18 protein-coding genes and 3 pseudogenes are annotated in these 23,355 nt (G+C 73.0%); 13 read left to right on the top strand and 8 right to left on the bottom strand.

The genetic code is table 11. The annotated features are described in order from the left end of the window. Window positions 1-4 precede the first annotated feature (4 nt). The 3 genes from IG94_RS0107120 to IG94_RS0107110 form a co-directional block, all read right to left on the bottom strand. Complete coding sequence (locus tag IG94_RS0107120; protein WP_031032594.1) at window positions 5-562, bottom strand: TetR/AcrR family transcriptional regulator; 558 nt, start codon at window positions 560-562, stop codon at window positions 5-7. A 10-nt stretch (window positions 563-572) separates the two neighbouring features. After that, complete coding sequence (locus IG94_RS0107115; RefSeq protein WP_031032591.1) at window positions 573-1,154, bottom strand: sugar O-acetyltransferase; 582 nt, start codon at window positions 1,152-1,154, stop codon at window positions 573-575. 95 nt (window positions 1,155-1,249) lie between these two features. Beyond that, window positions 1,250-2,458 carry an MFS transporter gene (locus tag IG94_RS0107110; protein ID WP_031032589.1) on the bottom strand — a complete coding sequence of 403 codons (1,209 nt, stop codon included), beginning with the start codon at window positions 2,456-2,458 and terminating at the stop codon, window positions 1,250-1,252. 271 nt (window positions 2,459-2,729) lie between these two features. Here IG94_RS0107110 and IG94_RS0107105 point away from each other — a divergent pair, with 271 nt between their 5' ends. From IG94_RS0107105 to IG94_RS43080, 5 genes and pseudogenes are all read left to right on the top strand, one after another. Beyond that, window positions 2,730-3,248, top strand: a complete 519-nt coding sequence (locus IG94_RS0107105) for an SRPBCC family protein (protein WP_031032588.1) — start codon at window positions 2,730-2,732, stop codon at window positions 3,246-3,248. A 40-nt stretch (window positions 3,249-3,288) separates the two neighbouring features. After that, entirely contained in the window at window positions 3,289-5,601 is a 2,313-nt protein-coding gene (locus IG94_RS0107100; RefSeq protein WP_031032587.1) for an FdhF/YdeP family oxidoreductase, read from the top strand. 152 nt (window positions 5,602-5,753) lie between these two features. Further along, a complete protein-coding gene (locus IG94_RS0107095; RefSeq protein ID WP_031032586.1) occupies window positions 5,754-6,962 on the top strand; it encodes a Cmx/CmrA family chloramphenicol efflux MFS transporter in 1,209 nt (402 codons plus the stop codon). Between the two features lie 240 nt (window positions 6,963-7,202). Further along, window positions 7,203-7,808: pseudogene (locus tag IG94_RS43085) on the top strand (response regulator transcription factor); the annotation flags it as partial. A gap of 15 nt (window positions 7,809-7,823) precedes the next feature. Beyond that, window positions 7,824-8,486, top strand: a pseudogene (locus IG94_RS43080) (MMPL family transporter); the annotation flags it as partial. A 132-nt stretch (window positions 8,487-8,618) separates the two neighbouring features. Here the strand turns inward: IG94_RS43080 and IG94_RS0107085 are convergent. Further along, window positions 8,619-9,932 carry an aspartate aminotransferase family protein gene (locus tag IG94_RS0107085; RefSeq protein WP_031032583.1) on the bottom strand — a complete coding sequence of 438 codons (1,314 nt, stop codon included), beginning with the start codon at window positions 9,930-9,932 and terminating at the stop codon, window positions 8,619-8,621. Between the two features lie 84 nt (window positions 9,933-10,016). Here IG94_RS0107085 and IG94_RS0107080 point away from each other — a divergent pair, with 84 nt between their 5' ends. Together IG94_RS0107080 and IG94_RS0107075 are read left to right on the top strand one after the other, a co-directional pair. Next, window positions 10,017-10,961: a LysR family transcriptional regulator gene (locus IG94_RS0107080; protein WP_031032581.1), complete on the top strand. Its 945-nt coding sequence runs from the start codon at window positions 10,017-10,019 to the stop codon at window positions 10,959-10,961. Between the two features lie 77 nt (window positions 10,962-11,038). After that, window positions 11,039-11,263 (top strand): annotated as a pseudogene (locus IG94_RS0107075) (hypothetical protein); the annotation flags it as partial. A 123-nt stretch (window positions 11,264-11,386) separates the two neighbouring features. Here IG94_RS0107075 and IG94_RS0107070 read toward each other — a convergent pair. The 3 genes from IG94_RS0107070 to IG94_RS0107060 form a co-directional block, all read right to left on the bottom strand. Next, on the bottom strand, window positions 11,387-12,019 hold the full coding sequence (locus IG94_RS0107070; RefSeq protein ID WP_031032576.1) for a CBS domain-containing protein: 633 nt from the start codon (window positions 12,017-12,019) through the stop codon (window positions 11,387-11,389). Window positions 12,020-12,112: 93 nt separating this feature from the next. Then, entirely contained in the window at window positions 12,113-14,176 is a 2,064-nt protein-coding gene (locus tag IG94_RS0107065) for a SpoIIE family protein phosphatase (protein WP_031032573.1), read from the bottom strand. A gap of 95 nt (window positions 14,177-14,271) precedes the next feature. Then, a complete protein-coding gene (locus tag IG94_RS0107060; protein WP_031032567.1) occupies window positions 14,272-15,633 on the bottom strand; it encodes a family 43 glycosylhydrolase in 1,362 nt (453 codons plus the stop codon). A 234-nt stretch (window positions 15,634-15,867) separates the two neighbouring features. On the opposite strand from IG94_RS0107060, the gene IG94_RS0107055 reads away from it, so the two are divergent. The 6 genes from IG94_RS0107055 to IG94_RS0107030 all read left to right on the top strand — a co-directional run bounded on the left by IG94_RS0107055 (window position 15,868) and on the right by IG94_RS0107030 (window position 22,442). Next, window positions 15,868-17,133, top strand: coding sequence for an ROK family transcriptional regulator (locus tag IG94_RS0107055; protein ID WP_031032565.1), 1,266 nt, complete (start codon window positions 15,868-15,870; stop codon window positions 17,131-17,133). Beyond that, a complete protein-coding gene (locus IG94_RS0107050; RefSeq protein ID WP_031032563.1) occupies window positions 17,120-18,001 on the top strand; it encodes an ABC transporter permease in 882 nt (293 codons plus the stop codon). The genes IG94_RS0107055 and IG94_RS0107050 overlap by 14 nt, the downstream gene beginning before the upstream one ends. Then, window positions 17,998-18,813 carry an ABC transporter ATP-binding protein gene (locus tag IG94_RS0107045; protein WP_031032561.1) on the top strand — a complete coding sequence of 272 codons (816 nt, stop codon included), beginning with the start codon at window positions 17,998-18,000 and terminating at the stop codon, window positions 18,811-18,813. The genes IG94_RS0107050 and IG94_RS0107045 overlap by 4 nt, the downstream gene beginning before the upstream one ends. Window positions 18,814-18,833: 20 nt before the next feature. Continuing rightward, the gene (locus IG94_RS0107040) at window positions 18,834-19,835 is read left to right on the top strand and encodes an aliphatic sulfonate ABC transporter substrate-binding protein (protein ID WP_031032559.1); all 1,002 of its coding nucleotides are present in this window, start codon (window positions 18,834-18,836) and stop codon (window positions 19,833-19,835) included. Window positions 19,836-19,921: 86 nt separating this feature from the next. Continuing rightward, window positions 19,922-21,415 (top strand): sulfatase family protein, encoded by a 1,494-nt coding sequence (locus IG94_RS0107035; RefSeq protein WP_281946285.1) that lies wholly within the window; start codon window positions 19,922-19,924, stop codon window positions 21,413-21,415. A gap of 64 nt (window positions 21,416-21,479) precedes the next feature. Further along, entirely contained in the window at window positions 21,480-22,442 is a 963-nt protein-coding gene (locus IG94_RS0107030; protein ID WP_031032555.1) for a formylglycine-generating enzyme family protein, read from the top strand. On the opposite strand, the gene IG94_RS0107025 is transcribed toward IG94_RS0107030, so the two are convergent. Beyond that, the gene (locus IG94_RS0107025) at window positions 22,439-23,347 is read right to left on the bottom strand and encodes a 5-dehydro-4-deoxyglucarate dehydratase (protein WP_031032554.1); all 909 of its coding nucleotides are present in this window, start codon (window positions 23,345-23,347) and stop codon (window positions 22,439-22,441) included. The genes IG94_RS0107030 and IG94_RS0107025 overlap by 4 nt on opposite strands. Window positions 23,348-23,355 lie beyond the last annotated feature (8 nt).

The following is a 23,355-nucleotide window of genomic DNA, read 5'->3' as shown; positions in this document are numbered from 1 at the left end:
GCGGTCAGGAAGTGCGCGGGTCCGTGGTGGTGATGCGGGCGACGGCCTCCAGGGTGAGGTCCCGCCCGTGCGGTTCCCGGGCCAGGGCGCGGTGCAGCGTCAGCCCCTCGATGAGGGCGTCGAGCTGGCGGGCCGTGGCCGGGTCGAAGTGCTTCTCGAGGTGTACGCGGCTGCGGCGCATCCACTCGTGGGTCAGCTCCCGGTAGGCGGGCTGCCGCGCGGCGAGCGTGTACAGCTCCTGGGTGAGCACCAGGTCCCGCTGGCTGCCCTCGGACAGCTCGTGCACGAGGTCGGCCACCGCCTGCCGTGCCTGCTCGCGGTCGGCCGCGGCACCGAGGTGGGCGTCGAACACGGCCACGATGTGGTCGGTGAAACGGCCGAATGCCTCCCGCAGCAGCTGGTCGATCCCGCTGAAGTGATAGGTCATCGAGCCGAGCGGCACCCCGGCACGGGTCGCGATCTTCCGGTGGGAGACGCGCGCGATGCCCTCCTCGGCGATCAGGTCGAGGGTGGCCGCGATGATCCGTTCGCGCCGCTGCGGGTCCGTGTGTCCGGTAGCCATGGCAGCAGGGTTACACGTTCCGCACCGGCCGGGCGGGGTTGCCGACGGCCACGACGCCCGCGGGCACGTCCTTGGTGACGACCGCGCCGGCGCCGATGACGGAGTTGTCCCCGATGCTCACGCCGGGCAGCACGATCGCGCCGCCGCCCAGCCAGACGTTGTCGCCGATGGTGATGGGCCTGGCGGCCTCCAGCTTGTCCCGGCGGGGCTCCGCCTCCAGGGGGTGGGTCGGGGTGAGGAGCTGGACGCCCGGCCCGATCTGGCAGTCCTCGCCGATGGTGATCGCCGCGACGTCCAGCGCGGTCAGGTTGTAGTTGACGAAGGTGCGCGCACCGATCGTGATGTTGCTGCCGTAGTCCACGTACAGCGGCGGCCGCACATGGGCCTCGGCCCCCAGGTGGCCGAGCAGCTCGGCGAGGATCGGCCGCGCGGCCACCGCGTCCTCGGCGTAGGCGGCCTGGTAGCGGGCGGCCAGGCGCACGGCCTGCTGCTGCCTGCGGGCGATCTCCGGATCGTCGGCGATGTAGAGGTCGCCCGCCAGCATCCGTTCGAGGTTGGTGCGGGAGTCGCCCGCGAAGTGGTCCGTCGGCATGCGCAGGATCGTACCCCCTGAAGCGTACGAACGTACACTCACCGTGCCCGCGTGACGCGCCGTGCCGCCCGCGGAGGCGGCGCGGGGCGGCCCGCTCAGCGGCGCCGTGGTCCGAGGACTCCGGCCAGCAGCAGCACGAGCACTCCCGCGAACGGCACCACCAGCAGTCCCACCCGCAGGCTCGACGCGTCGGCCACCAGACCCACGACGGGAGGGGAGAGCAGGAAGCCCAGCCGCATCAGCCAGGAGACGATGGTCAGCCCCGACCCGGGCTTCAGGCCCGGCAGCTCGTCCGCCTCGTGCATCGCCGCCGGTACCAGCGTCGCCACACCGAACCCGGCCGCGGCGAACCCGAGGACCGTTCCCGGCACCGTGGGGACGGCCAGCGCCAGGCCCATGCCGACCGCGGCGATCAGGGCGCCGGAGCGGGCCACCGTCCGCTGGCCGAAGCGGTCCACCAGCCGGTCGCCGATGAGCCGGCCGACGAACTGCGCCCCGACCAGGGCGACATAGCCGGAGGCGGCCAGCGCCACCGACGCGTGCAGCGAGTCGGAGAGGTAGAGGGTGGCCCAGGAACTGCCCGCGTCCTCGACGAGCGTGCCGGCCGTGGCGATGAGGACGAGCGCCGCGAGGACATAGGTGGTCCGCCGCCCCGCCGCCGGTACGGACCCGGCCGCGGGCGTCCCGGTGCCGGCCGCCGTCTCCTCGGCCGCCTCCGTGTCCGGCCCGGGCAGGCAGTACCGCAGTGCCACGCAGGCCGCGACCGCGAACACCACGGCGGAGAACAGCAGATGCTGCCCGCGCGGCACGCCGAGTGCGATCGCGCCGGCCGCCATGGAACCGCCGGTGACGGCTCCGACGGACCAGATGGCGTGGAAGGAGTTGATGATGGAGCGCCCGTAGCGGCGCTGCACCCGCAGGCCGTGCGCGTTCTGCGCGACGTCGGTGAACGCGTCCATCGCACCGGCCAGGAACAGCGCCGCCGCGAACACCGCGACCGACTCCGCCAGGCCGGCCGCCAGGATCCCCACCCCGGTCAGCAGGGTGCCGCCGACCGCCACCCGGGCCGAGCCGAACCGGCGCACCAGCACCCCGGCCGCGAGCCCGGCGGCGATCGCGCCCGCCGGGAACGCCGCGACGGCCAGGCCGTAGGCGGCGTTCCCGATGCCGAGGTCCGCCTTGATCTGCGGATAGCGCGGCAGGAGGTTGGCGAACAGGGCGCCGTTCGTGAAGAACAGCACGGCCACGGCCACCCGGGCGCGCCGGTCGGCCGGCGCGGCCGGGTGCAGTACGTCGACAGTCATGCGCGGGAGCCTACAGCCAGTGCGTACGAACGTACACTCCCCGTTTCCGGCGCCCGGCCGGTGACGGCGGCCCACCGTGGCCCCCGCACCCGCACCCACGCCGCGGGCTCGGCGGGCCCGCTGTCGCGCCCGGCAGCTTGTTGATCAGGTGTGCGTGCGCGCCGTTCCGCTTGCGGAGGCGTCGTCGGCGGGTTTCGGTGGAGACGACTCGCCACCGTGTCCCGGAGCCGTCCGGGGCGCTCCGGCGGAGCCCGTGAAGGAGGGTCGGCGCATGACCAGCGTCGAGGAGACGGTCGAGGTGGCGGTTCCGGTGCGTGTCGCCTACGACCAGTGGACCCAGTTCAAGAGCTTTCCGCGGTTCAGCGCCACGGTCAGGCGGGTCGAGCAGGTCAGGCCCGCCGTGACCCACTGGGTGATCGGTCGCGGGCCGGTGTGCCGCGAGTTCGTCACCGAGATCGTGGAGCAGGTGCCCGACTCGCACCTGGTCTGGCGCAGCCTCGGCCGGCGCCCCCGGCACCGGGGCGAGGTGAGGTTCCGGCAGGCCGGTGAGGGCCGCACCGCCGTCACGGTGCGGATGTGGATGGAGCCGTACGGACCGGCCGGCCTGTTCTCCGCCGTCCCCGGGGCGGCGGGGCGCGTCCTGCGGCGGGAGCTGGCGAACTTCAGGACGTACATCGAAGGATTCGGCGAGGCCTGCGGGGGCTGGCGGGGCACCATTCGCGGCGGGCAGGTGCGGCCGGCGGAGGCGGAGCCGCCGAGGAGCCGGGTACCGGTGTGGCCGGTGGGCTGACCGCCGTACGGGACGACAGGGAACGAGAGGCGATCCTCGGATGAAGAAGCCGCCCAGGGAAGAACCCCGGGACGAACTGACCGTCACCCCGCCCAAGACCTGGGCCGCGGGCGTGCCCGCCGTGGTGCACGCGCTGGAGTACTCACTGGAGCAGACGCACCCGCGGCAGACCGCGGTGGACCTGCTCACCATGAACCAGGTCGGCGGCATCGACTGCCCCGGCTGCGCCTGGGCCGACCCCGCACCGGGGCACCGGCACCGCAACGAGTACTGCGAGAACGGCGCCAAGCACATCAACGACGAGGCGACGACGCGCCGGATCAGCGCCGGCTTCTTCCGCGAGCACAGCGTGTCGGACCTGGGCCGCCGCTCGGACATGTGGCTCAACCAGCAGGGCCGGCTCACCGAGCCGATGGTCAAGCGGCCCGGCCGCGACCACTACGAGCCGATCAGCTGGATCGACGCCGTCGGCCTCCTGGCCGAGGAGCTGAAGTCGCTGGACACCCCCGACGAGGCGGTCTTCTACACCTCGGGGCGGGTCAGCAACGAGGCCGCCTTCGTCCTGCAGCTCTTCGCCCGCGCCTTCGGCACCAACAACCTGCCCGACTGCAGCAACATGTGCCACGAGTCCAGCGGTTTCGCGCTGCACGAGACGCTCGGCACGGGCAAGGGCACGGTCAGCCTCCAGGACCTGCACCACGCCGACCTGATCTTCCTCGTGGGGCAGAACCCGGGGAGCAACCACCCGCGGCAGCTGTCCGCGCTGGAGGAGGCCAAGCGCAACGGCGCCCGCATCGTCGCCGTCAACCCGCTGCCCGAGGCGGGGCTCCTCAGATTCAAGAACCCGCAGAAGCCGCGCGGGGTGATCGGCGGCGGGACCGAGATCGCCGACCGCTTCCTCCACATCCGCCCCGGCGGCGACCTCGCGCTGTTCCAGGCGCTGAACCGCCTGCTCCTGGAGGCCGAGGACGCCCGGCCCGGCGAGGTGCTGGACCACGACTTCGTCCGCGACAGCACCAGCGGCTTCGAGGAGTTCGCCGAGCACGTGCGCGAGACCTCCTGGCCGGACGTCCTCGCCGCCACCGGACTGACCCGGCAGGAGATCGAGGACGTCCGCGACGACGTCCTCGGCAGCGAACGGGTCGTCGTCTGCTGGGCGATGGGCATCACCCAGCACAAGCACGGCGTCCCCACCATCCGGGAGATCGTCAACTTCCTGCTGCTGCGCGGCAACCTGGGCCGCGCCGGCGCCGGTGCCTGCCCGGTGCGGGGGCACAGCAACGTCCAGGGCGACCGCACCATGGGCATCTGGGAGCAGATGCCCGACTCCTTCCTGGACGCCCTGCGGGACGAGTTCGGCTTCGAACCGCCGCGCGCCCACGGCCTGGACTCGGTGGACTCGATCAGGGCGATGAGCGAGGGACGGATCAAGGTCTTCCTGGGCGTCGCCGGCAACTTCGTCCGGGCCGCCCCGGACAGCGCCGTCACCGAGGAGGCGATGCGGCGCTGCCGCCTCACCGCCCACGTCTCCACCAAGCTGAACCGCTCCCACACCGTCTGCGGACGGACCGCGCTCATCCTGCCGACCCTCGGCAGGACCGAGCGGGACCACCAGGCGGGCGGCGAGCAGTTCGTGACGGTCGAGAACTCCATGAGCGAGGTGCACACCTCCCGCGGCCGGCTGAAGCCCGCCTCCCCGCTGCTGCTCAGCGAGGTCGCCATCCTGTGCCGGATCGCCCGCCGCACCCTCGGCGACGGCCCCGGACACCTGCCCTGGGAAGAGTTCGAGAGCGACTACGGCGCCATCCGCGACCGCGTCTCCCGGATCGTGCCGGGCCTGCACGACTTCAACCGGCGAGTGGCCCGCCCCGGTGGCATCAGGCTGCCCAACCCGGTCAACGAGGGCGTGTTCCGCACCGCCACGGGCAAGGCGCTGTTCACGCGCAACACCTGGCAGCCGCCGCACGTGCCCGAGGGCCACCTGCTGCTCCAGACCCTGCGCTCCCACGACCAGTGGAACACCGTCCCCTACACGCAGAACGACCGCTACCGGGGTATCCACGGCAGTCGCCGGGTGGTCCTCGTCAACCCGGCCGACCTGGCGGCCCTCGGCCTGCGCGAGAAGGACCGGGTCGACGTGGTGAGCGTCTGGCACGACGACGCCGAACGCCGCGCCGAGGGGTTCGAGGTGGTGCCGTACCCGACCGCACCGGGCTCGGCGGCCGCCTACTACCCCGAGACGCAGGTCCTGGTGCCGCTGGACAGCGTGGCCGACATCAGTAACCAGCCCACCTCCAAAGGCATCCTGATCAGGCTGGAACGACCGGTGCGGCCCCTGCCGCCGGCGCACTGAGCACAGGGAGCACGGACGCCGCGCCGCCGCATCGTGAGACGGCCGGCGGTACGGGAATGACATGATCGACGGCTCCGTTGACACCTGTCATGCCCGTCTCCTCCGCTCCCGACGCGGCCGCCCCGGACCGCACCGCCGGTCCGGCCGCCCGCATGCCGCTCGCCGTCTACATCCTAGGCCTGTCCGTCTTCGCGCTCGGCACCAGCGAGTTCATGCTCTCCGGGCTGCTGCCGCCCATCGCCGACGACATGGACGTGTCGATCCCGCAGGCCGGCCTGCTGATATCCGCCTTCGCGATCGGCATGGTGGTCGGCGCGCCCCTGCTGGCCGTCGCGACCCTGCGCCTGCCGCGCAAGACCACCCTGGTCGCGCTGATCTCCGTGTTCGGCCTCGGCCAGGTCGCGGGCGCGCTCGCGACGACGTACGAGGTCCTGTTCGTCTCACGTGTCGTGAGCGCGCTCGCCTGCGCGGGCTTCTGGGCGGTGGGCGCGGCCGTCGCCATCGCGATGGTGCCGGTGACCGCCCGGGCCCGGGCGATGGCCGTCATGATCGGCGGGCTGTCCATCGCCAACGTCCTCGGCGTCCCCGCGGGCGCCTTCCTCGGCGAACACCTCGGCTGGCGGTCCGCGTTCTGGGCCGTCGGTGCCGCCTCCGCCGTCGCGCTCGCCGGTGTGGTGACCCTGATCCCGCACATTCCGCGGCCCGCACGGCACCCGCGTCTCAAGGGCGAGCTGGCCATCTACCGGGACCGCCAGGTGTGGCTGTCGATCGTGGTGACCGCGCTCGCCGCGGGCGGCGTGTTCTGCGCCTTCTCCTACCTCGCGCCCCTGCTCACCGACGTGGCCGGGCTGGCGGACGGCTGGGTGCCCGGCGTGCTGGCGCTCTTCGGCGTGGGCGCGCTGATCGGCACGGCGATCGGCGGCCGGGTCGCCGACGCCCACCTGTTCGGCGTACTGCTCTCCGGCATCACCGCCTCGACGGTCCTGCTGGCCGCGCTGGCGCTGTTCGCCTCCAGCCCCGCCGTGGTCGTCGCCCTGTCGCTGCTGCTCGGCGTCTCCGCGTTCTACACGGCGCCCGCGCTCAACGCCCGCATGTTCAACGTCGCCGGCGCCGCCCCGACCCTCGCCGGCGCCACCACCACGGCCGCCTTCAACCTCGGCAACTCCGGCGGACCCTGGCTCGGCGGCACGGTCATCGACGCGGACTTCGGCTACGCGGCCACCGCCTGGGCGGGCGCGGCGATGACCCTGGTCGCGATCGGCTTCGTCGCCGTGTCGCTGCGGCTGCACGGCCGGTCGCGCGTCGTGACGGGCGCCCCTGCCGCCGAGCCGGCGGGCGCGGACCGGGTCCAGCGGGTGTGACGGCCCCGGCCGGCCGGGCGCAGGTTCCCCGAGCGGGGGCGGCCGGGCCTCCTTCCTTCTCCCGGGCAGCCCGCCCGGCCGCACCGGTGCCGTACACGCTCCCGGGCAGGGGAGGGCTGTCATCGTTTGCTCACACGACGCGGAACCGGGCGTCATAGGCTTCGAGCACTCTGGTGCCGGACGGCGTCCGCCCCGGCCGAGCAAGACGGAGCCGAGCAAGACGGAGAAGAGCACACCCACATGGCACGAGTCCTGCTCATCGAAGACGACCCCGCCGTGCAGCGAGGCGTCTCGCTCGCGCTGAAGCGCCGGGGGCACGAGGTGGCCGTCGCGGGCAGCGGCGAGACCGGGCTGATGACGTTGGAGCGGCACCGGCCCGACCTGGTGCTGCTCGACCTGATGCTGCCGAACATGAGCGGCCTGGAGGTGTGCCGGCGGATCCGGGAGAGCAAGCAGATCCCGGTCATCATCCTCTCCGCGCGCGGCGACGAGATCGACATGGTCGTCGGCCTGGAGGCGGGCGCCGACGACTACGTCGTCAAACCGGCCGGTGCCGAGCTGCTCGAGGCACGGATCAGGGCGGTCCTGCGCCGGGTCGCGCCCGCCCGGGACGGCGGCGCGGAGCAGCCCGCGGTCGCCGGCCCCGAGCGGTACGCGGACCTCACGGTGGACCGCACCACCCTGGTCGTGACCAAGCACGGTACCGAACTCCCCCTGGCACCCTCCGAGTTGAAGCTGCTGCTGTTCCTCACCGCCACTCCCGGACAGGTGTACTCGCGCCCGCAGCTCCTGGAGCAGGTCTGGGAGCACTCGTTCTACGGAGACGTCCGCCTCGTCGACGCCTGCGTGATGCGGCTGACCCTCGACGACGCGCTCGTCCCGTACCTCGCACTGGTCGTCGGACTCGCCTTCCTGCTCCTGATGCTGGTCTTCCGCTCGGTCCTCGTCCCGCTGAAGGCGGCGCTCGGCTTCCTGCTCTCGGTGGCCGCGGCGCTCGGCGCGGTGGTCGCGGTCTTCCAGTGGGGCTGGCTCGCCGACGTCTTCGGCGTGGACCAGCCGGGCCCGATCATGTCGATGATGCCCATCTTCATGATCGGTGTGGTCTTCGGCCTCGCCATGGACTACGAGGTCTTCCTCGTCACCCGCATGCGGGAGGCATACGTCCACGGGCAGTCCGCCGCCGAGTCCGTCACCACGGGCTTCACCCATGGCGGCCGGGTCGTCGCCGCGGCCGCGGTCATCATGATCAGCGTCTTCTCCGGCTTCGTCCTGGAGAACGACGCCATGATCAAGATGATGGGCTTCGGCCTGGCGATCGCGGTCCTCTTCGACGCCTTCGTGGTCCGCATGGCCATCGTGCCCGCGGTCCTCGCCCTCCTGGGCAACAGGGCCTGGTGGCTGCCGAAGTGGCTGGACCGCCTGCTGCCGAACGTCGACGTCGAGGGCGAGAAGCTGCACCGGGAACTGGGCGACACCGCCCCGCCCGAGCGGCCCGCGCGCGAGCCGGAGACCGCCGGCGTCTGACCCCCGGCGGCACCGGCCGCACGTGACCGGACGCACGTGCGGCCGGCCCCGGTGACCCGGGCACCCGGGTCGCCGGGGCCGGCCGGGTCACGGCCCCCGGGCGGGGCGGTGCCGCCCGGCCCCCCGGCCGGTTCACAGCCCCCGCGTGGCCCCGGTGAGCGCCTCGTCGAGGACGGCGACGCCCCGGGCGATCTCGTCGTCGCCCGCCGTCAGCGGCGGCGCGATGCGGAAGATGCCGCCCATGCCCGGGAGCTGGACGATGTTCATGTGCAGCCCCAGCTCGTAGCAGCGCCGGGTGACCTCGGCGCCCAGCCGGTCGGCTCCGCCCTCGCCCAGCACCTCGTCCCCGGCCAGCTCCATGCCGAGCAGCAGCCCGCGCCCGCGGACGTCGGCGACCACCTCGTGACGGGCCGCGAGCTTCTCCAGGCCGCCGCGCAGGGTCGCGCCGAGCACCCGGGCCCGCTCGTCGAGCCGGTCGCGGACCAGGACGTCGAGGACGGTGTTGCCCACGGCGGCGGGCAGCGGGTCGTTGACGTGGGTGGTGAAGAACAGGAACCCGCGCTCGTGCGCCCGCTGCTCGATCTCCGGGCTGGTCAGCACGGCCGCCAGCGGCAGGCCCGCGCCGAGTGTCTTGGACAGCGTGAGGATGTCCGGGACGACGCCCTCGTGCTGGAACGCGTACCAGTCGCCGGTGCGGCACAGCCCGGTCTGCGCCTCGTCGAGGATCAGCAGCATGCCGCGCTCGCGGCACTTGGCGGCCAGCGCGGCGAGGTAGCCCGGCGGCAGCTCGACCACGCCGCCCGAGGACAGGATCGGCTCGACCAGGCAGGCGGCCAGGCTGCCCACCGACTGGGCGTCGATCATCTCGAAGCCCAGGTCGAGCTGGCGGCGCCAGTCCAGTTCGCCGTCCGCGCCGACGACGGAGGGGCGGTGGCGGTCCGGCACCGGCAGCGCGAAGTTGCCCGGTGCGGCGGGGCCGTAGCCCTTGCGGCCGGCGCTGTAGGTGGCGTTCGCGGCGGCCTGGGTCATGCCGTGCCAGGAACGGGCGAAGGAGACGACCTCGTGGCGGCCGGTGACGAGCTTCGCCATCCGCACCGCGGCCTCGTTCGCCTCCGCGCCCGTGGTCAGCAGCAGCCCCTTCTCCAGCGGCTCGGGCAGGGTGCCCGCGAGGCGGCGGACCAGTTCGGTCACCGGCGGGCTCAGCATGCCGCTGTGCAGGTGGTCCAGGTGCGCGACCTGCTCCCGCACCGTGGAGACGATCGCCGGGTGGGAGTGGCCGAGGATGGCACTCATCTGACCGGAGGTGAAGTCGAGCAGTTCGCGGCCGCTCTCGGTGAACACGGAGGTGCCCGCGGCGCGGACGACGACCTCGGGGGAGAACGGTGCGTGGCCGGAGTAGCGGATCAGGTGGCGGCCCGGATCGGTGCCGGGGGTCTCGGAAGGCATGCGACCGACGGTAGGGACGGATCGCTGCGCGTGTCCATCGCACACATTCGACGCTGCTGTGCGGTATGACCGTACAATCGCCGGGTGCTCAACTCGCAACGGCTGCAGCTGATCAGCCTGCTGGACACCCTCGGCACGGTCCGCGCGGTCGCCGACACGCTGCACCTGAGCGCGTCGACGGTCTCCCAGCAGCTGGCGGTGCTCGAAACGGAGACCCGGTGCCGGCTGATCGAGCGGACCGGGCGCCGGGTGCGGCTGACCCCGGCCGGGCTGCTGCTCGCCCGGCGGGGCCGGGAGATCCTGGACCGGATGGCCGGCACGGAGGCCGAACTGCGCGCGCTGAACGACGAGCCCATCGGCACGGTGCGGCTCGGGGTGTTCCAGAGCGCGATCTTCAGCCTCGCGGTACCGGCGGCGGCCCGCCTGGCCACCACCCACCCGCACCTGCACGTGGAACTGGCCGAGATGGAGCCGCACGAGAGCGGCCCCGCCCTGCGTTCGGGGGAGGCGGACGTCATCGTCACGACGACCGACTACGCGGGACTCTCCTGGGGCACGGACCTGGAGGTCGTCTCGTTGGGCAGTGACCGGGTCGTCCTCGTGCTCCCGCCCGGCCACCCGCTCGCCTCCCGCACCGCGGTGAACCTCGCGGCGTGCAAGGACGAGTCCTGGGCGTGCGACCGGCCGCAGTCGTACATGGCGGACCTGACCGTGCGGCTGTGCCGTGAGTCGGGATTCGAACCCAGGGTCGCCTGCCGGTTCGGCAACTACCTGATGCTGCTGCGGCACGTCGAGACGGCCGGTTCCGTCGCCCTGCTGCCCGCCCTGGCGGTGACGGCGGACCACGGCGTCGTCACCCGGCGGCTGAGCCCGGCCGTGCACCGCAACGTCGCCGTCGTGGTGCGCCGCGACGCCCCGCAGCGCGCGGCGGTCGGCGCGGTCATCGCCGCTCTCCGCGACCACCCGGAGATCCCGGCCCTCACGGCGCCCGCCGCTCCCGGCCGCGACACCGGCGGGTGCACTCCCTAGGCGGGTGCGCCCGCCGGGATCCGGCGGTGGATGTCCTCGACCATCATCCGCACCGAGGAGCGGAAGATCTCGGACCCGTGGGCAGCGGGCTGGCGATCCTCATCGACGCGGTCGCCGTGCGCGGTGTCCTGGTGCCCGCGGCGATGCGGCTGCTAGGTCGCTCGGCCTGGTACGCGCCGCCCCTCCTGCGCCGGTTCCACGGACGGTTCGGGCTCAGCGAGGGCGGCCCCGCGCAGACGCCGGCCGAGGAGCCGGCCGGACCGCACGCCTCGTCCGCGGTGAAGGACCCGACCGGAGTCTGACGACCTCCGGCCGCACTCCGCCCGTGTCCGCCTCCCCACCCCCGGGAGGCGGACACGGGCGGGCCCCTTCCGCGCACCGCACCGGGCGCGGCGCCGCGCCGCTCGCGCCTCCGCGCCCGCCGCTCAGGCCGGGCGGAACTCCACGGCGACGACGCCGTCCACGCTTCTGCAGTGCTCCTCCAGGAGCGGGGCCGACACATGGCCCGGCAGGCGGCCGCTGAGCACCACGTGCCCGTGCTCCACGTCCACCTGCACCGAGGAGGGGGCCAGGCCCAGCGCCTTGACCAGGGCCTCCTCGATGATCTCGGTGCGGATCGCCCGGTCCGTGCGCAGGAAGACCCGCAGCAGGTCGCTCCTGCTGACCACCCCCGCCAGCCGCCCCTCCTCGTCGACGACCAGGAGCCGCTTGACGCGGTGCCGCGCCATCACCCGGGCGGCGTCGACGACACTCCAGTCCGCCCGGGCCGAGACCGCAGGCGAGGTCATGAGCCCGGCCGCGTCCGTGGCGGACGCCTTGGCACCGGCCGACCGGGACCACTCGGCGTGCGCGGCGGAGCCGTCGGGCTCCCCGCCCCACATCTTCTGCAGCAGGTCCGCCTCCGACACCACCCCCAGGGGGCGGTTGTCCCCGTCGACGACCGGCACCGCCGTGATGTCGTACTCCAGCAGCAGGTGGGCGATCTCCTTGAACGGCGTGCCCCGCTGCACGCGGACCACGGCGTCGCTCATCAGATCGCTCACCCTCTGGTGTCTCATGAAGGGTCTTCTCCTCCGCTGCCGGCCGGTACGGTCCGGCGTCCCGTGCTTCCTACCAGTGCAAACGATCCGTCGCCCGGCCGAGTGCCCCGGTCACCAGCGAGGGCTCAGGAGCAGCAGGGCGATGTCGTCGCCCGGAGTGGGCGCGTGCCGGACGAGGGTGTCGGCCATGCCGTCCAGGTCGGCGGGATCGCCGTGTTCGAGGAGCCCGCCGAGGGCCGCGATCGCGTCGTCGATGTCGACTCCGGGCGCCTCCACCAGCCCGTCGGTGTAGAGGGCGAGCACACTGCCGGCGGGGAAGGGGAACTCCACCGCGGGACACCGGGTGTCCGCCGCGATGCCGAGCAGCAGACCGGGCGGCACCCGCAGCGGCTCCACGCGGCCGTCGGCGTGGCGCACCAGCGGCGGCGGATGGCCGGCGAGAGCCACGCAGGCCCGGTGCGCGGCGAGGTCCAGGTGCACGTACGCGCAGCTGGCGAACAGCCCGGGGTCCAGATCGGTGAGCAGGCGGTTGGTGCGGGCGAGGACGTCGTCCGGGGGAGCGCCCACCGTGGCGTGCGCGTGCACGGCGGTGCGGACCTGCCCCATCAGGGCCGCGGCGTCCACGTTGTGCCCCTGGACGTCGCCGATGGCGGCACCCGCCGTGTGCTCGTCGAGGCGGATGAGGTCGTAGAAGTCGCCGCCGACGCCCAGGCCCCGCGCGGCCGGGAGGTAGCGGGCGGCGACGTTCAGGCGGGGCAGGCGGGGCAGGGTGTGCGGCAGCAGCGCGGACTGGAGGCGGTGCGCGAGGTGGTCCTTGGCGTCGTAGAGCCGGGCCCGGTCCAGCGCCTGCCCGACCAGGCCGGCCAGCGAGGTGAGGGCGGCGCGCTCGCCGGGCGGGAAGACGTGCGGACGGGCGTAGGCGAGCAGCAGCGAACCGATGGGGCGGCCGGAGGCGATCAGCGGCAGCACGGCCCACGCGGCCATCCCGTCCTCGTGGACGGTCGCGGGGTAGGCGGCGTGGAGTTCGGCGAACGTCGTCCAGAATCCCGCCAGCCCGGTGGCCATGACGTCGACGGCCGGAATGTCCGAGGTCAGCGGGGCCGCGTCGTACCGCTCCATGAGGCCGGCGTCGTAGCCGCGGTGGCCGATGATCTTCAGCCGGCCGTCCTCCGGGGCCATCACCACCATGGCCTGCGCGCCCAGGGCCGGCATCAGCTGGCCGGCCGTCTGCTCGACCACCTCGTCCACCCCCACTGCCTCGGTCAGGGTGGAGGCCAGGTGCATCAGGTGGTACAGCACGGTGGCGCGGCTGGGCACGGAGCCCGCCGCCGGGCGGTCCGGGGTCCGGTCCCGGTCCGGGGCGCCGCGGGTGATGCGGACGCTGAGCCCCGTGGCGTCCGGGTACAGCTCGAAGGACAGCCATGTCCCGGGCGGGCGCAGCACCGTGAAGGCCTGCGGCCGGCGGCTGACCAGCGCGGCCCGGTAGCGGTCCTCGACGTGCGGGACGTCCATCCAGGGCAGCGCCTCCCACGGCAGGGCGCCCACCAGGCCGGCCCGGTCGGCACCGAGCAGTCCGGCCGCCCCCGGGGTCACGAAGGTGATGCGTCCCTCCAGGTCCAGCGCACAGGACCCGCCGGGCAGCCGGCCGACGAAGGCGGACAGCGCGGTCGCCTCGGCGGGGGAGGGCGTGCGGGGCGCGGGCGGCGGCAGGGTGCGGGGCCGGTCGGCCGGCGGCAGCGGGTCGCCGCGGTCGGCCGCCCGCCGCAGGCACTCCGCGAGGCGCCGGCACCCCGTGCGGAGGACCTCGCGCTCACCGGGGTCCAGGTCCGCCGGACGGCCCCCGGGCCACAGCAGCACGAGAGCGCCCCGGACGGCTCCGCCCGAGACGACCGGGGCGGCCGCCAGCGCGAACTCGTACGGCAGGACGAGCGCCAGCCGCGGGTACTGGCGGGCCATCTCCTCCCGGCCGCTGCACCACGTCAGCTCCCGGTCGCGGACCGCGTCCGCCACCGGCATCGGGTCGTCGAGGGCGACGCGCCGCCACGGTGCGGCCATCTCCTCGGGCACCCCCGCCACCAGGACCTGCCACAGGGCGTCCTCGCCCGGCGGCAGCGCGTACAGGATCCCTCCGAACGCACCGCTCGCACGGACCACCGCGGCCATCGCGGAGTCCATCAGCCGCACCGAACGTCGCGCATACCTGGACACTACGCCCGTACCGCCCCTACGGCACGCGAGGCGGGCGGGGCCGCCGGGCGCCGCCGGGGCGGTCAGTCGCCGCGCCCGCCCGGCCTGCGCCGCACGTAGAGGCGGCTGTCCCGAGGGCCCGTCCACTCGAGGCGTACGACACCGGGCACGGCGGCGTCGGCCAGGCGGGAGGGGTCGGCCCAGTACCCGAAGTTGGGATTGCGGAAGAACGTCGCCCACAGGTCGCCGGAGCGGTCGACGAAGAAGTTGTTGTGCCCGGCGCCCACCCCCGCCGTCCACCGCTCGGAGTACGGCCCCTCGAAGTGGTCGGAGACGGCGACGACCGCGTCGTACTGGTACTGCACGCGGCCCGTGCCGGGCGGGTCGTAGGCGTGCCGGGTACTGCCGTACGCGTCGAGCGACGCGCGGTCCCACGCGGCGTGCACCAGGTAGTACTTGCCGCGGTACTTGAAGACGTAGGCCCCTTCGAGATACGGCTCGGGGGAGTAGGGCGTCTGCCGGAACCGGGGCAGGTCCGTGGTCGGGACGATGTCCTCCATGTCGTCCCGGAACCTGGCGTACAGGTCGTTGTGGAGGACGAGCCAGGCGTCGTCGCCCTCGGAGTAGAGGCTGCCGTCGATGTGGTGGTACGCGCCGGGCTCGATGAACTCCGGGCCGCCGATGAAGGAGTCGCCGAAGGGCTTCTCCAGGTTCCCCTCGATCAGCCGGTACGGGCCCTCCACCCCGCCCTCGCTGACCAGCATGAACGAGCCGACCTTCCGGGAGTGGTCGCCCATGCAGGCGACGAGGTACCACTTGCCCCGGAAGTAGTGCAGCTCCGGCGCCCAGGCCTGGCCGCGCTTGCCGAACTGCTCGTCTTGCCAGTACTCCTGCCACGGTGCGACGACCGTGCGTCCGGGCCGGTTCTCGCCGACGAACTCCGGCGACCAGACCTTGCCCTTCTCGGCGTCCGGCCGGATGCCGGTGGTGTCGGCCAGCCGCCACGGGCCCTTCAGGGTCGGGGCCAGCCACACGAAGATGCCGTCGTTCCACGGGCCGGCGGCCTCCAGGCCCGGCACCCGGGTCGTGCCGGTGGCCACGTAGACCGTACGGCCCTTCACGGTGAAGCAGTTGACGTAGGTGTCCCGCATCCAGACCGTGCCGCGCTCCTGGTCGCGGGGGCGCAACTCCAGCGGCAGTACGAACGAGTTGTCCTCGCGCGGCCACAGGTCGGGCCGGGTGTCCGCGACGCCGTAGGACTCCGGGTCGGGCCAGTTGGCCGGGTACCGGCCCGGCGACGCGCTCCGCTCCGTCGCCGGTGACGCCGGTGCGGCGCCCGTGTCCGACGCCTGTGCGGCGCCCGCGGGCAGGGCGAACGCCGCCCCGAGGCCGGCGGCGCCGGCCAGCAGGGATCGTCTGTGCGGTCCGTTCTGGGCATGGGTCATCGGTCGCGTACTCCTTCGTCGTCCCCGTCCGGGAACCGAGGGCGGCGCGGGAGCCGCGCGACGGGGCATGGCGCACAGCATGCGAACGCCCGCTCATTTACGTCAACAGGGCGGACGAATAATCGATGACGTGGAAGAACCGCAGGGACGGGCCCACCAGGCATTGTGAACGCTTGATTGCATCTTTCTGCCGGACTGTTGACGGAATAATCGGGCCTCCCTACGTTGACCGGCATGCAGATGCCCAGCGGAGTGCACGCACTGGTCCGGCGGACCCACGAAGAGCGGGTGATGCGTGCGCTGCAGGAGAACGGCGCCATGAGCCGCGGCGAGATCGCCCGCGTCGTGGGCCTGTCCCGCACCACGCTGTCCGAGATCACCGGCAACCTGCTCCAGCGGGGCGCCATCGTGGTCGTCGACACCGACGCCTCCCGGCGCGAGGGCAGCGGGCGGCCCGCCGAGCGGCTGGCGCTCGACCCGGCCTCGGCGCAGTTCATGGGCGTCGACTTCGGACACCGGCGCGTGCACGTCGTCGTCGCCGACGCCGCCCACGAGATCATGGTCTCGGGCTCCGTTCGGTACGAGGCCACCGCGACCTGGCGGACCCGCACCGAACTGGCCCTGGCCCTGGTCGACCGGCTGAGCGGCGAGGCCGGGGTCCACTACGGCGCGCTGCAGGGCATCGGCATCGGCGTGCCCGGACCCTACCCGGCGCCCGACGGGGCCGCCTGGCCGCGCTCCACCACCGCGGCCACGGTGCTGCGCCCGGCGCCCGAGGGCGTCGACGTCGCCTTCGCCGAACGCTTCGACGCCCCCGTGATCGTCGACAACAACACCCGCCTGGCCGCCCTCGCCGAGGCGATCAGCGGCGCCGACAGCGTCGCCGACCTCGTCTACGTACGCCTGTCCGACGGCGTCGGCGGCGGGCTGGTCGTGGGCGGCCAGCTGGTGACCGGCTCGACCGGACTCGCCGGCGAGCTGGGACACGTCACCGTCGAACCCGCGGGCCGTCCCTGTCGCTGCGGCAAACGGGGCTGCCTGGAGACCGTGGCCTCGGTGCCCGGCATCCTCGCCGCCTGCTGGGAGTTCGGCCTGCGCCTGGAGAACCTGGACGACCTGGCGGCCGCCGTGCGCCGCGCCCACCCCGTCGTGGACCGGGTGCTGCGCGAGGCCGCCGGGGCGCTGGGACGCGTCGTCGGCGCCGCCACCATGATGCTGAACCCGGCCAAGGTGGTCGTCGGCGGCGAGATCACCCGCCTGGCTCCCGTCATCGTCGAGCAGGTCGCCGCCACCCTCGCCGCCGAGATCTTCCCGACCGCCTCCGCGGGACCCGTCGTCGCGGCGGCCCGCCTCTCCGACGACGACGGCGCCATCGGCGCCCTCGCCGCGGTCTTCCACAGCTCACCCCTCCTGGCGAGGTACCCCGAAACCGCCGACGTGAAGGGCCGTTCCGATGCACCCCACTCCGCCTCCGAAGGAGCCGCCCATGTCCGTTCTTGACAAGCGGGGTGCCGGCCCGGGGCACCCGCTGCCCGGACAGAGTTCCGACGCCCTGGACGACACCGCCCCGGGCGGCACCGGCCAGGGCGCGGGCAGGACCACGCGGACGCGGCAACGCACCGGCCGGCGCGGCCTGACCCTCGCTCTGAACGCCGTGTCCGTCGCCCTCGGCATCGCCGTCTGGTGGCTCCTGGCGTCCGCCGGCTTCAAGCTGCCGACCCCGCCGGAGGTCGTCTCCCGGGCCCGGACGCTGATCGGGGACGGCACGCTCGGCACGGACGCCCTGGCCAGCCTGACCCGGGTCCTGATCGGCTTCGCACTGGGTACGGCCGTCGCGATCCCGGTGGGCTTCCTGATGGGCTGGTACGGCATCCTGCGCGGACTGATCGAACCCTGGATCCAGTTCTTCCGCACCATCCCGCCGCTGGCGATCCTCCCGCTGGCCGTCGTCGCCATGGGCATCGACGAGACGCCGAAGATCTTCGTCATCTTCCTCGCCGCCTTCCTGGCCTGCGTGATCTCGACCTTCCAGGGCGTGGTGAGCGTCGACCGCACCCTGATCAACGCCGCCCGGGTGCTGGGTGCCAAGGACCTCACGATCTTCGCCCGCGTGGTCGTGCCGGCCTCCACGCCGTTCATCCTCGTCGGCATGCGGGTCGGCCTCGGCTCCGCCTGGGCGACCCTCGTCGCCGCGGAGCTGATCGCCGCCCAGGAGGGCCTCGGCTACCGCATGCAGAACGCCCAGCTCTACTACGACCTGCCGACCATCTTCGTCGGCCTGATCTCGATCGGAATCCTCGGTCTGCTCATGGACCGGATCCTCCTCCTCGCCGAACGCCGGCTCACCCGATGGCAGGAACGCCGATGACCAGCAAGCCCGCCAAGATATCCGTCCAGGGCGTCACCAAGACCTTCGCCCTGGGCCGGGAGGCCTTCACCGCACTCGACGACGTCTCGATCGACATCGCGGACCACGAGTTCGTCACCGTCGTCGGCCCGTCGGGCTGCGGCAAGAGCACCCTGATGAACATCCTCGCCGGACTCGAGACCCCCACCTCGGGCCGGGCCCTGGTGGACGGCGTCCCCGTCTCGGGACCCGGACCCGAACGCGGCGTCATCTTCCAGCAGTACGCCCTCTTCCCCTGGCTCACCGTGCGTCAGAACGTCGAGTTCGGACTGCGCACCACCGGCGTGCCCAAGCAGGAACGCCGCGCCCGCGCCGAGCACTTCATCGAGCTCGTCGGCCTGGAGGCCTTCGCCGACGCCCTGCCCAAGACGCTGTCCGGAGGCATGCGCCAGCGCTGCGCCATCGCCCGCGCCTACTCCGTCGACCCCTCGATCCTGCTGATGGACGAGCCCTTCGGCGCCCTCGACGCGCTCACCCGGGTCAAGCTCCAGGAACAGCTGCTCAGGACCTGGAGCCGGGACAGGCGCACGGTGCTGTTCATCACCCACGACGTCGACGAGGCCGTGTTCCTGGCCAACCGCGTCGTCGTCATGGCCGCCCGCCCCGGACGCGTCTACGACGTCGTCGAGGTCGACCCCGCCGTCGTGCGCGACGAGGCCTTCCGGCTCAGCCCCGAGTTCGCCGCCCTGCGCAACCGGGTCTGGCGCTCCGTCTACCACCAGGAAGGCCGCACCGCCGCCCTTTCCGGTTCCCGCACCGACACCCCGTCATGACCCGGAAGGGACGCACCGCCATGTCCACCACCCCCACCCGCAGGCGCCTGACCGCCACCCTGGCCGGCGTGGCCGCGATGGCCCTGCTCGCCGCCTGCGGCGACGGATCGTCCTCCGGCTCCTCGGGCGACAAGGTCCGCTTCGGCTACATCAACGACTTCAACGGCGCCAGCCTGATCGCGATCGCCGAGGCCAAGGGCCTGTGGAAGAAGCACGGGCTGACGGCGGAGAGCAAGGTCTTCACCAACGGACCGCTGCAGATCCAGGCCCTCGGCACGGACAACCTCGACTTCGGCTACATAGGCCCCGGCGCCATGTGGCTCCCCGCCTCCGGCCAGGCCAAGGTCGTCGCCGTCAACACGCTCGGCAACTCCGACCGCGTCCTCGCCCAGCCGGGCATTACCTCCATGCAGCAGCTCAAGGGCAAGACCGTGGCCGTGCCCGAGGGCACCTCCGGCGACATGATCCTCTCCCTCGCCCTGGAGAAGGCCGGGATGACCAAGGACGACCTGAAGGTCGTCCCGATGGATCCGTCCACCATCGTCTCCGCCTTCTCCTCCAAGCAGGTCGACGGAGCGGGCTTCTGGTACCCGGCCGCGGCGACGATCAAGAAGCAGGTGCCCGACCTGGTCGAGCTGGCCAAGAACGCCGACTTCGAGAAGGAGGTCTCCTTCCCCACCGCCTTCGTCGCGGGCAACAAGGTGGTGAAGGACCAGCCGGAGAAGACCAAGAAGGTCCTCGCCGTACTGCGCGAGGCCATGGCCTTCCGCTCCGACCACACCGACGAGGCGATCGAGATCACCGCCGGCAAGCTGAAGATCCCCGTCGACCAGGTCGAGGCCGACGCCGCGAACAACAAGGTGCTCAGCGTCGCGGAACTCGACAAGCTGACCGAGGACGGCACCGTCGTCAAGTGGCTGCAGGGCATGAACGAGTACTTCGAGGGGACCGGCAAGCTCAAGAAGCCCGCCGACCCGAAGACCTACTACACCGGCGACCTCTTCACGGGAGCGGGCAAGTGAGCGGGGCCGGTGTTGAGACCGGTGCCGAGACGGGTGCCGAGTCCGGTGAGTCCGGGAAGGCAGCAGGGAAGGCCCCGGGGAAGAACATCCTCTTCCTCATGACCGACCAGCACCGCACGGACACGCTCGGTGCCTACGGCAACCCGCTGGCCCGCACCCCCGTCCTCGACGAACTGGCCGCGACCGGGACCCGCTTCGACCGCTGGTACACCCCCACCGCGATCTGCACCCCGGCCCGCGCCAGCCTCCTGACCGGCCAGGCGCCCTTCCGCCACAAGCTCCTCGCCAACCACGAACGCAACGTCGGCTACCTGGAGGACCTGGCCGAGGACCAGTTCGCGTTCTCCCGGGCGCTGCGCGAGCGCGGCTACAACTGCGGCCTGTTCGGCAAGTGGCACACCGGCACCAGGCGCACGGCCGCCGACTTCGGCTTCGACGGCCCCGACCTGCCCGGCTGGCACAACCCCGTCGACCACCCCGACTACCTGGCCTACCTCGCCGAGCACGACCTGCCGCCGTACGAGATCAGCGACCGCGTCCGCGGCACCCTGCCCAACGGAGGTCCCGGCAACCTGCTGGCCGCCCGCCTGCACCAGCCGGTCGAGGCCACCTTCGAGTACTACCTGGCCACCCGCGCCATCGAGCAGCTCGAACGCTACGCGGCGGACTCCGGCGAACGCGGACAGCCCTTCTTCCTGGCCCTGCACTTCTTCGGACCGCACCTGCCCTACATCCTGCCCGACGAGTACTTCGACCTGGTCGACCCGGCCGGCGTGGAGCTGCCGCGGTCGGTGTCGGAGACCTTCGAGGGCAAACCGCCGGTCCAGCGCAACTACAGCGCGCACTGGACCTTCGACACCATGCCGATCGAGACGACCCGCAAGCTCATCGCCGTCTACTGGGGCTACGTCGCACTCATCGACGCGCAGATCGGCCGGGTCATGGCGGCCATGGAACGGCTCGGCCTGGTGGACGACACCGCGGTCTTCTTCACCTGCGACCACGGCGAGTTCACCGGCGCACACCGGCTGCACGACAAGGGCCCGGCCATGTACGAGGACATCTACCGCACCCCCGGGCTGCTCAGGGTCCCCGGCGCGCCACCCGGCCAGGTGCGCGACGAGTTCGTCAGCCTCCTCGACTGCACCGCGACCATCCTCGAACTCGCGGGCGCCGACCCGAAACCCGCCGTCGACTCGCGCAGCCTGCTGCCGCTCGTGCGGGGCGAGACGGTGGACTGGGAGCAGGACATCGTCTGCGAGTTCCACGGCCACCACTTCCCCTACCCCCAGCGCATGCTGCGCGAGGACCGCTACAAGCTCGTCGTCAACCCCGACTCCGTCAACGAGCTCTACGACCTGCACACCGACCCCGACGAGCTGCAGAACGTCTACGCCCATCCGGAGCGGGCCGGGGTCCGCGGCCGCATGATGCGTAGGCTGTACGACGTGCTGCGCGAGCGCGGCGACAATTTCTACCACTGGATGACGTCGATGTACGACGTCGGCGAGGTGGGGCACGACCCGACACTGAGCGGGCTCGACGAGTCCACCTACCGGGACGGTGCGGCGCAGGCCTGACCGCCGCGGGGCCGGCGCCCGGAACCGGCGCCGGCCCCCGCGACCGAGAGCTTTTCGAGGAACCATGAGCCACGACCACCGCCCCTGCTGCGCCCCCTCCGGGACACCCGCCGCCGTCACGGCGGCCCCGTCCGGGCCGGGGCCCGCCGCCGGGCCGCGGTCGACCCGCGGGCAGGTGAGCCTGCCCGGCGGGGAGTTCGCGATGGGCGACGCCTTCGACGAGGGGTATCCCGCCGACGGCGAGACGCCGGTGCACACGGTGCGGCTGGCGCCCTTCCACATCGACGAGACCGCCGTCACCAACGCCCAGTTCGCGGCGTTCGTCAAGGCCACCGGCCATGTGACCGACGCCGAGCGGTACGGCTCCTCGGCGGTCTTCCACCTCGTGGTGGACGCGGTCCCCGCCGACGTCCTGGGCGGCGCGGCCGGGACCCCGTGGTGGATCAACGTACGGGGTGCCCATTGGCGCCGCCCCGAGGGCCCGCGGTCCGACATCGCCCGGCGGCAGAACCATCCCGCCGTCCACATCTCCTTCAACGACGCCGCCGCGTACGCCCGGTGGGCCGGCAAGCGGCTGCCGACCGAGGCCGAGTGGGAGTACGCCGCCCGCGGCGGACTCGCCGGCCGCCGGTACGCCTGGGGCGACGAGCTGACGCCCGGGGGCCGGTGGCGCTGCAACATCTGGCAGGGCCGCTTCCCGCACGTCAACACCGCCGAGGACGGCCATGTGACCACCGCACCGGTCAAGACGTACCGGCCCAACGGCTTCGGCCTGTGGAACACCGCGGGCAACGTCTGGGAGTGGTGCGCGGACTGGTTCTCGCCCGCCTACTACTCCCGCTCGCCCGAGGCGGACCCGCAGGGCCCCGGGGACGGGACCGCGCGGGTGATGCGCGGCGGTTCCTACCTCTGCCACGACTCCTACTGCAACCGCTACCGCGTCGCCGCCCGCTCCTCCAACACGCCGGAGTCCTCGTCCGGCAACCTCGGCTTCCGCTGCGCCAACGACGGAGCGGCCACGCTCTAGGCGAGCACCGCCCGCCCGGCCGCGACGACCGCCGCCAGTTCCTCCGTCTCGGCCGCGGTGAGCGGCGTCAGCGGCGGGCGGACCGGGCCCGCGTCCAGGCCGGACAGGGTCACGCCGGCCTTCACCAGCGACACCGCGTACCCCGGGACCCGCCGGCGCAGCCGGACCAGCGGGTGGAAGAAGGCCGCCTGCAGCGCCTGGACGAGCGTGTCGTCGCCCTCCTCGACCGCGCGGTGGAAGGCGAGGGAGAGGTCCGGGGCGAAAGCGAAGGCGGCCGAGGAGTACAGCTGCACGCCGAGCGCCCGGTAGGCGGGCTGGCTCGCCTCGGCGGTGGGCATGCCGTTGAAGAACTGGAAGTCCTTGCCCGACCCGCTCAGCGCCTCGCGCACGGCGGGGACGATGCGGGCGAGCAGGTCGAGGTCGCCCGTGCCGTCCTTGAAGCCCGCCACGGTCGGCACCTGCGCCACCTCGGCCGCCGAGTGCTCGTCGAAACGGGCGTTGGACCGGTTGTAGACGATCAGCGGCAGCTCCGTCTCCCCGGCCACCGCACGGGCGTAGGCGACGAGCCCGGCCGCGGGGGAGTCCACCAGGTACGGCGGCATGAGCAGCAGCCCGTCCGCGCCGACCCCGGCCGCGGCCCGCGCGAACTGCCGGGCGTGCCCCAGGGCGCCGCCCACCCCGGCGTAGACCGGGACGCGGCCGGCCACCGCGTCGACGGCGGTACGGGTGACCGCGGCGTACTCGTCGAGGTCCAGGGCGTGGAACTCGCCGGTGCCGCAGGCGACGAACACGCCGCCGGGGCCCGCGTCCACACCCGCGGTGACGTGCCGGCGCAACGCGTCGAGGTCGACCTCGCCGGTGCCGGTGAAGGGGGTGACGGGGAAGAAGAGAACGCCTTCGAGCACGGGTGGCT

The organism is Streptomyces olivaceus, assembly GCF_000721235.1.
Classification (GTDB): domain Bacteria; phylum Actinomycetota; class Actinomycetes; order Streptomycetales; family Streptomycetaceae; genus Streptomyces; species Streptomyces olivaceus.
This window is presented reverse-complemented; position numbering and strand designations above follow the sequence as displayed.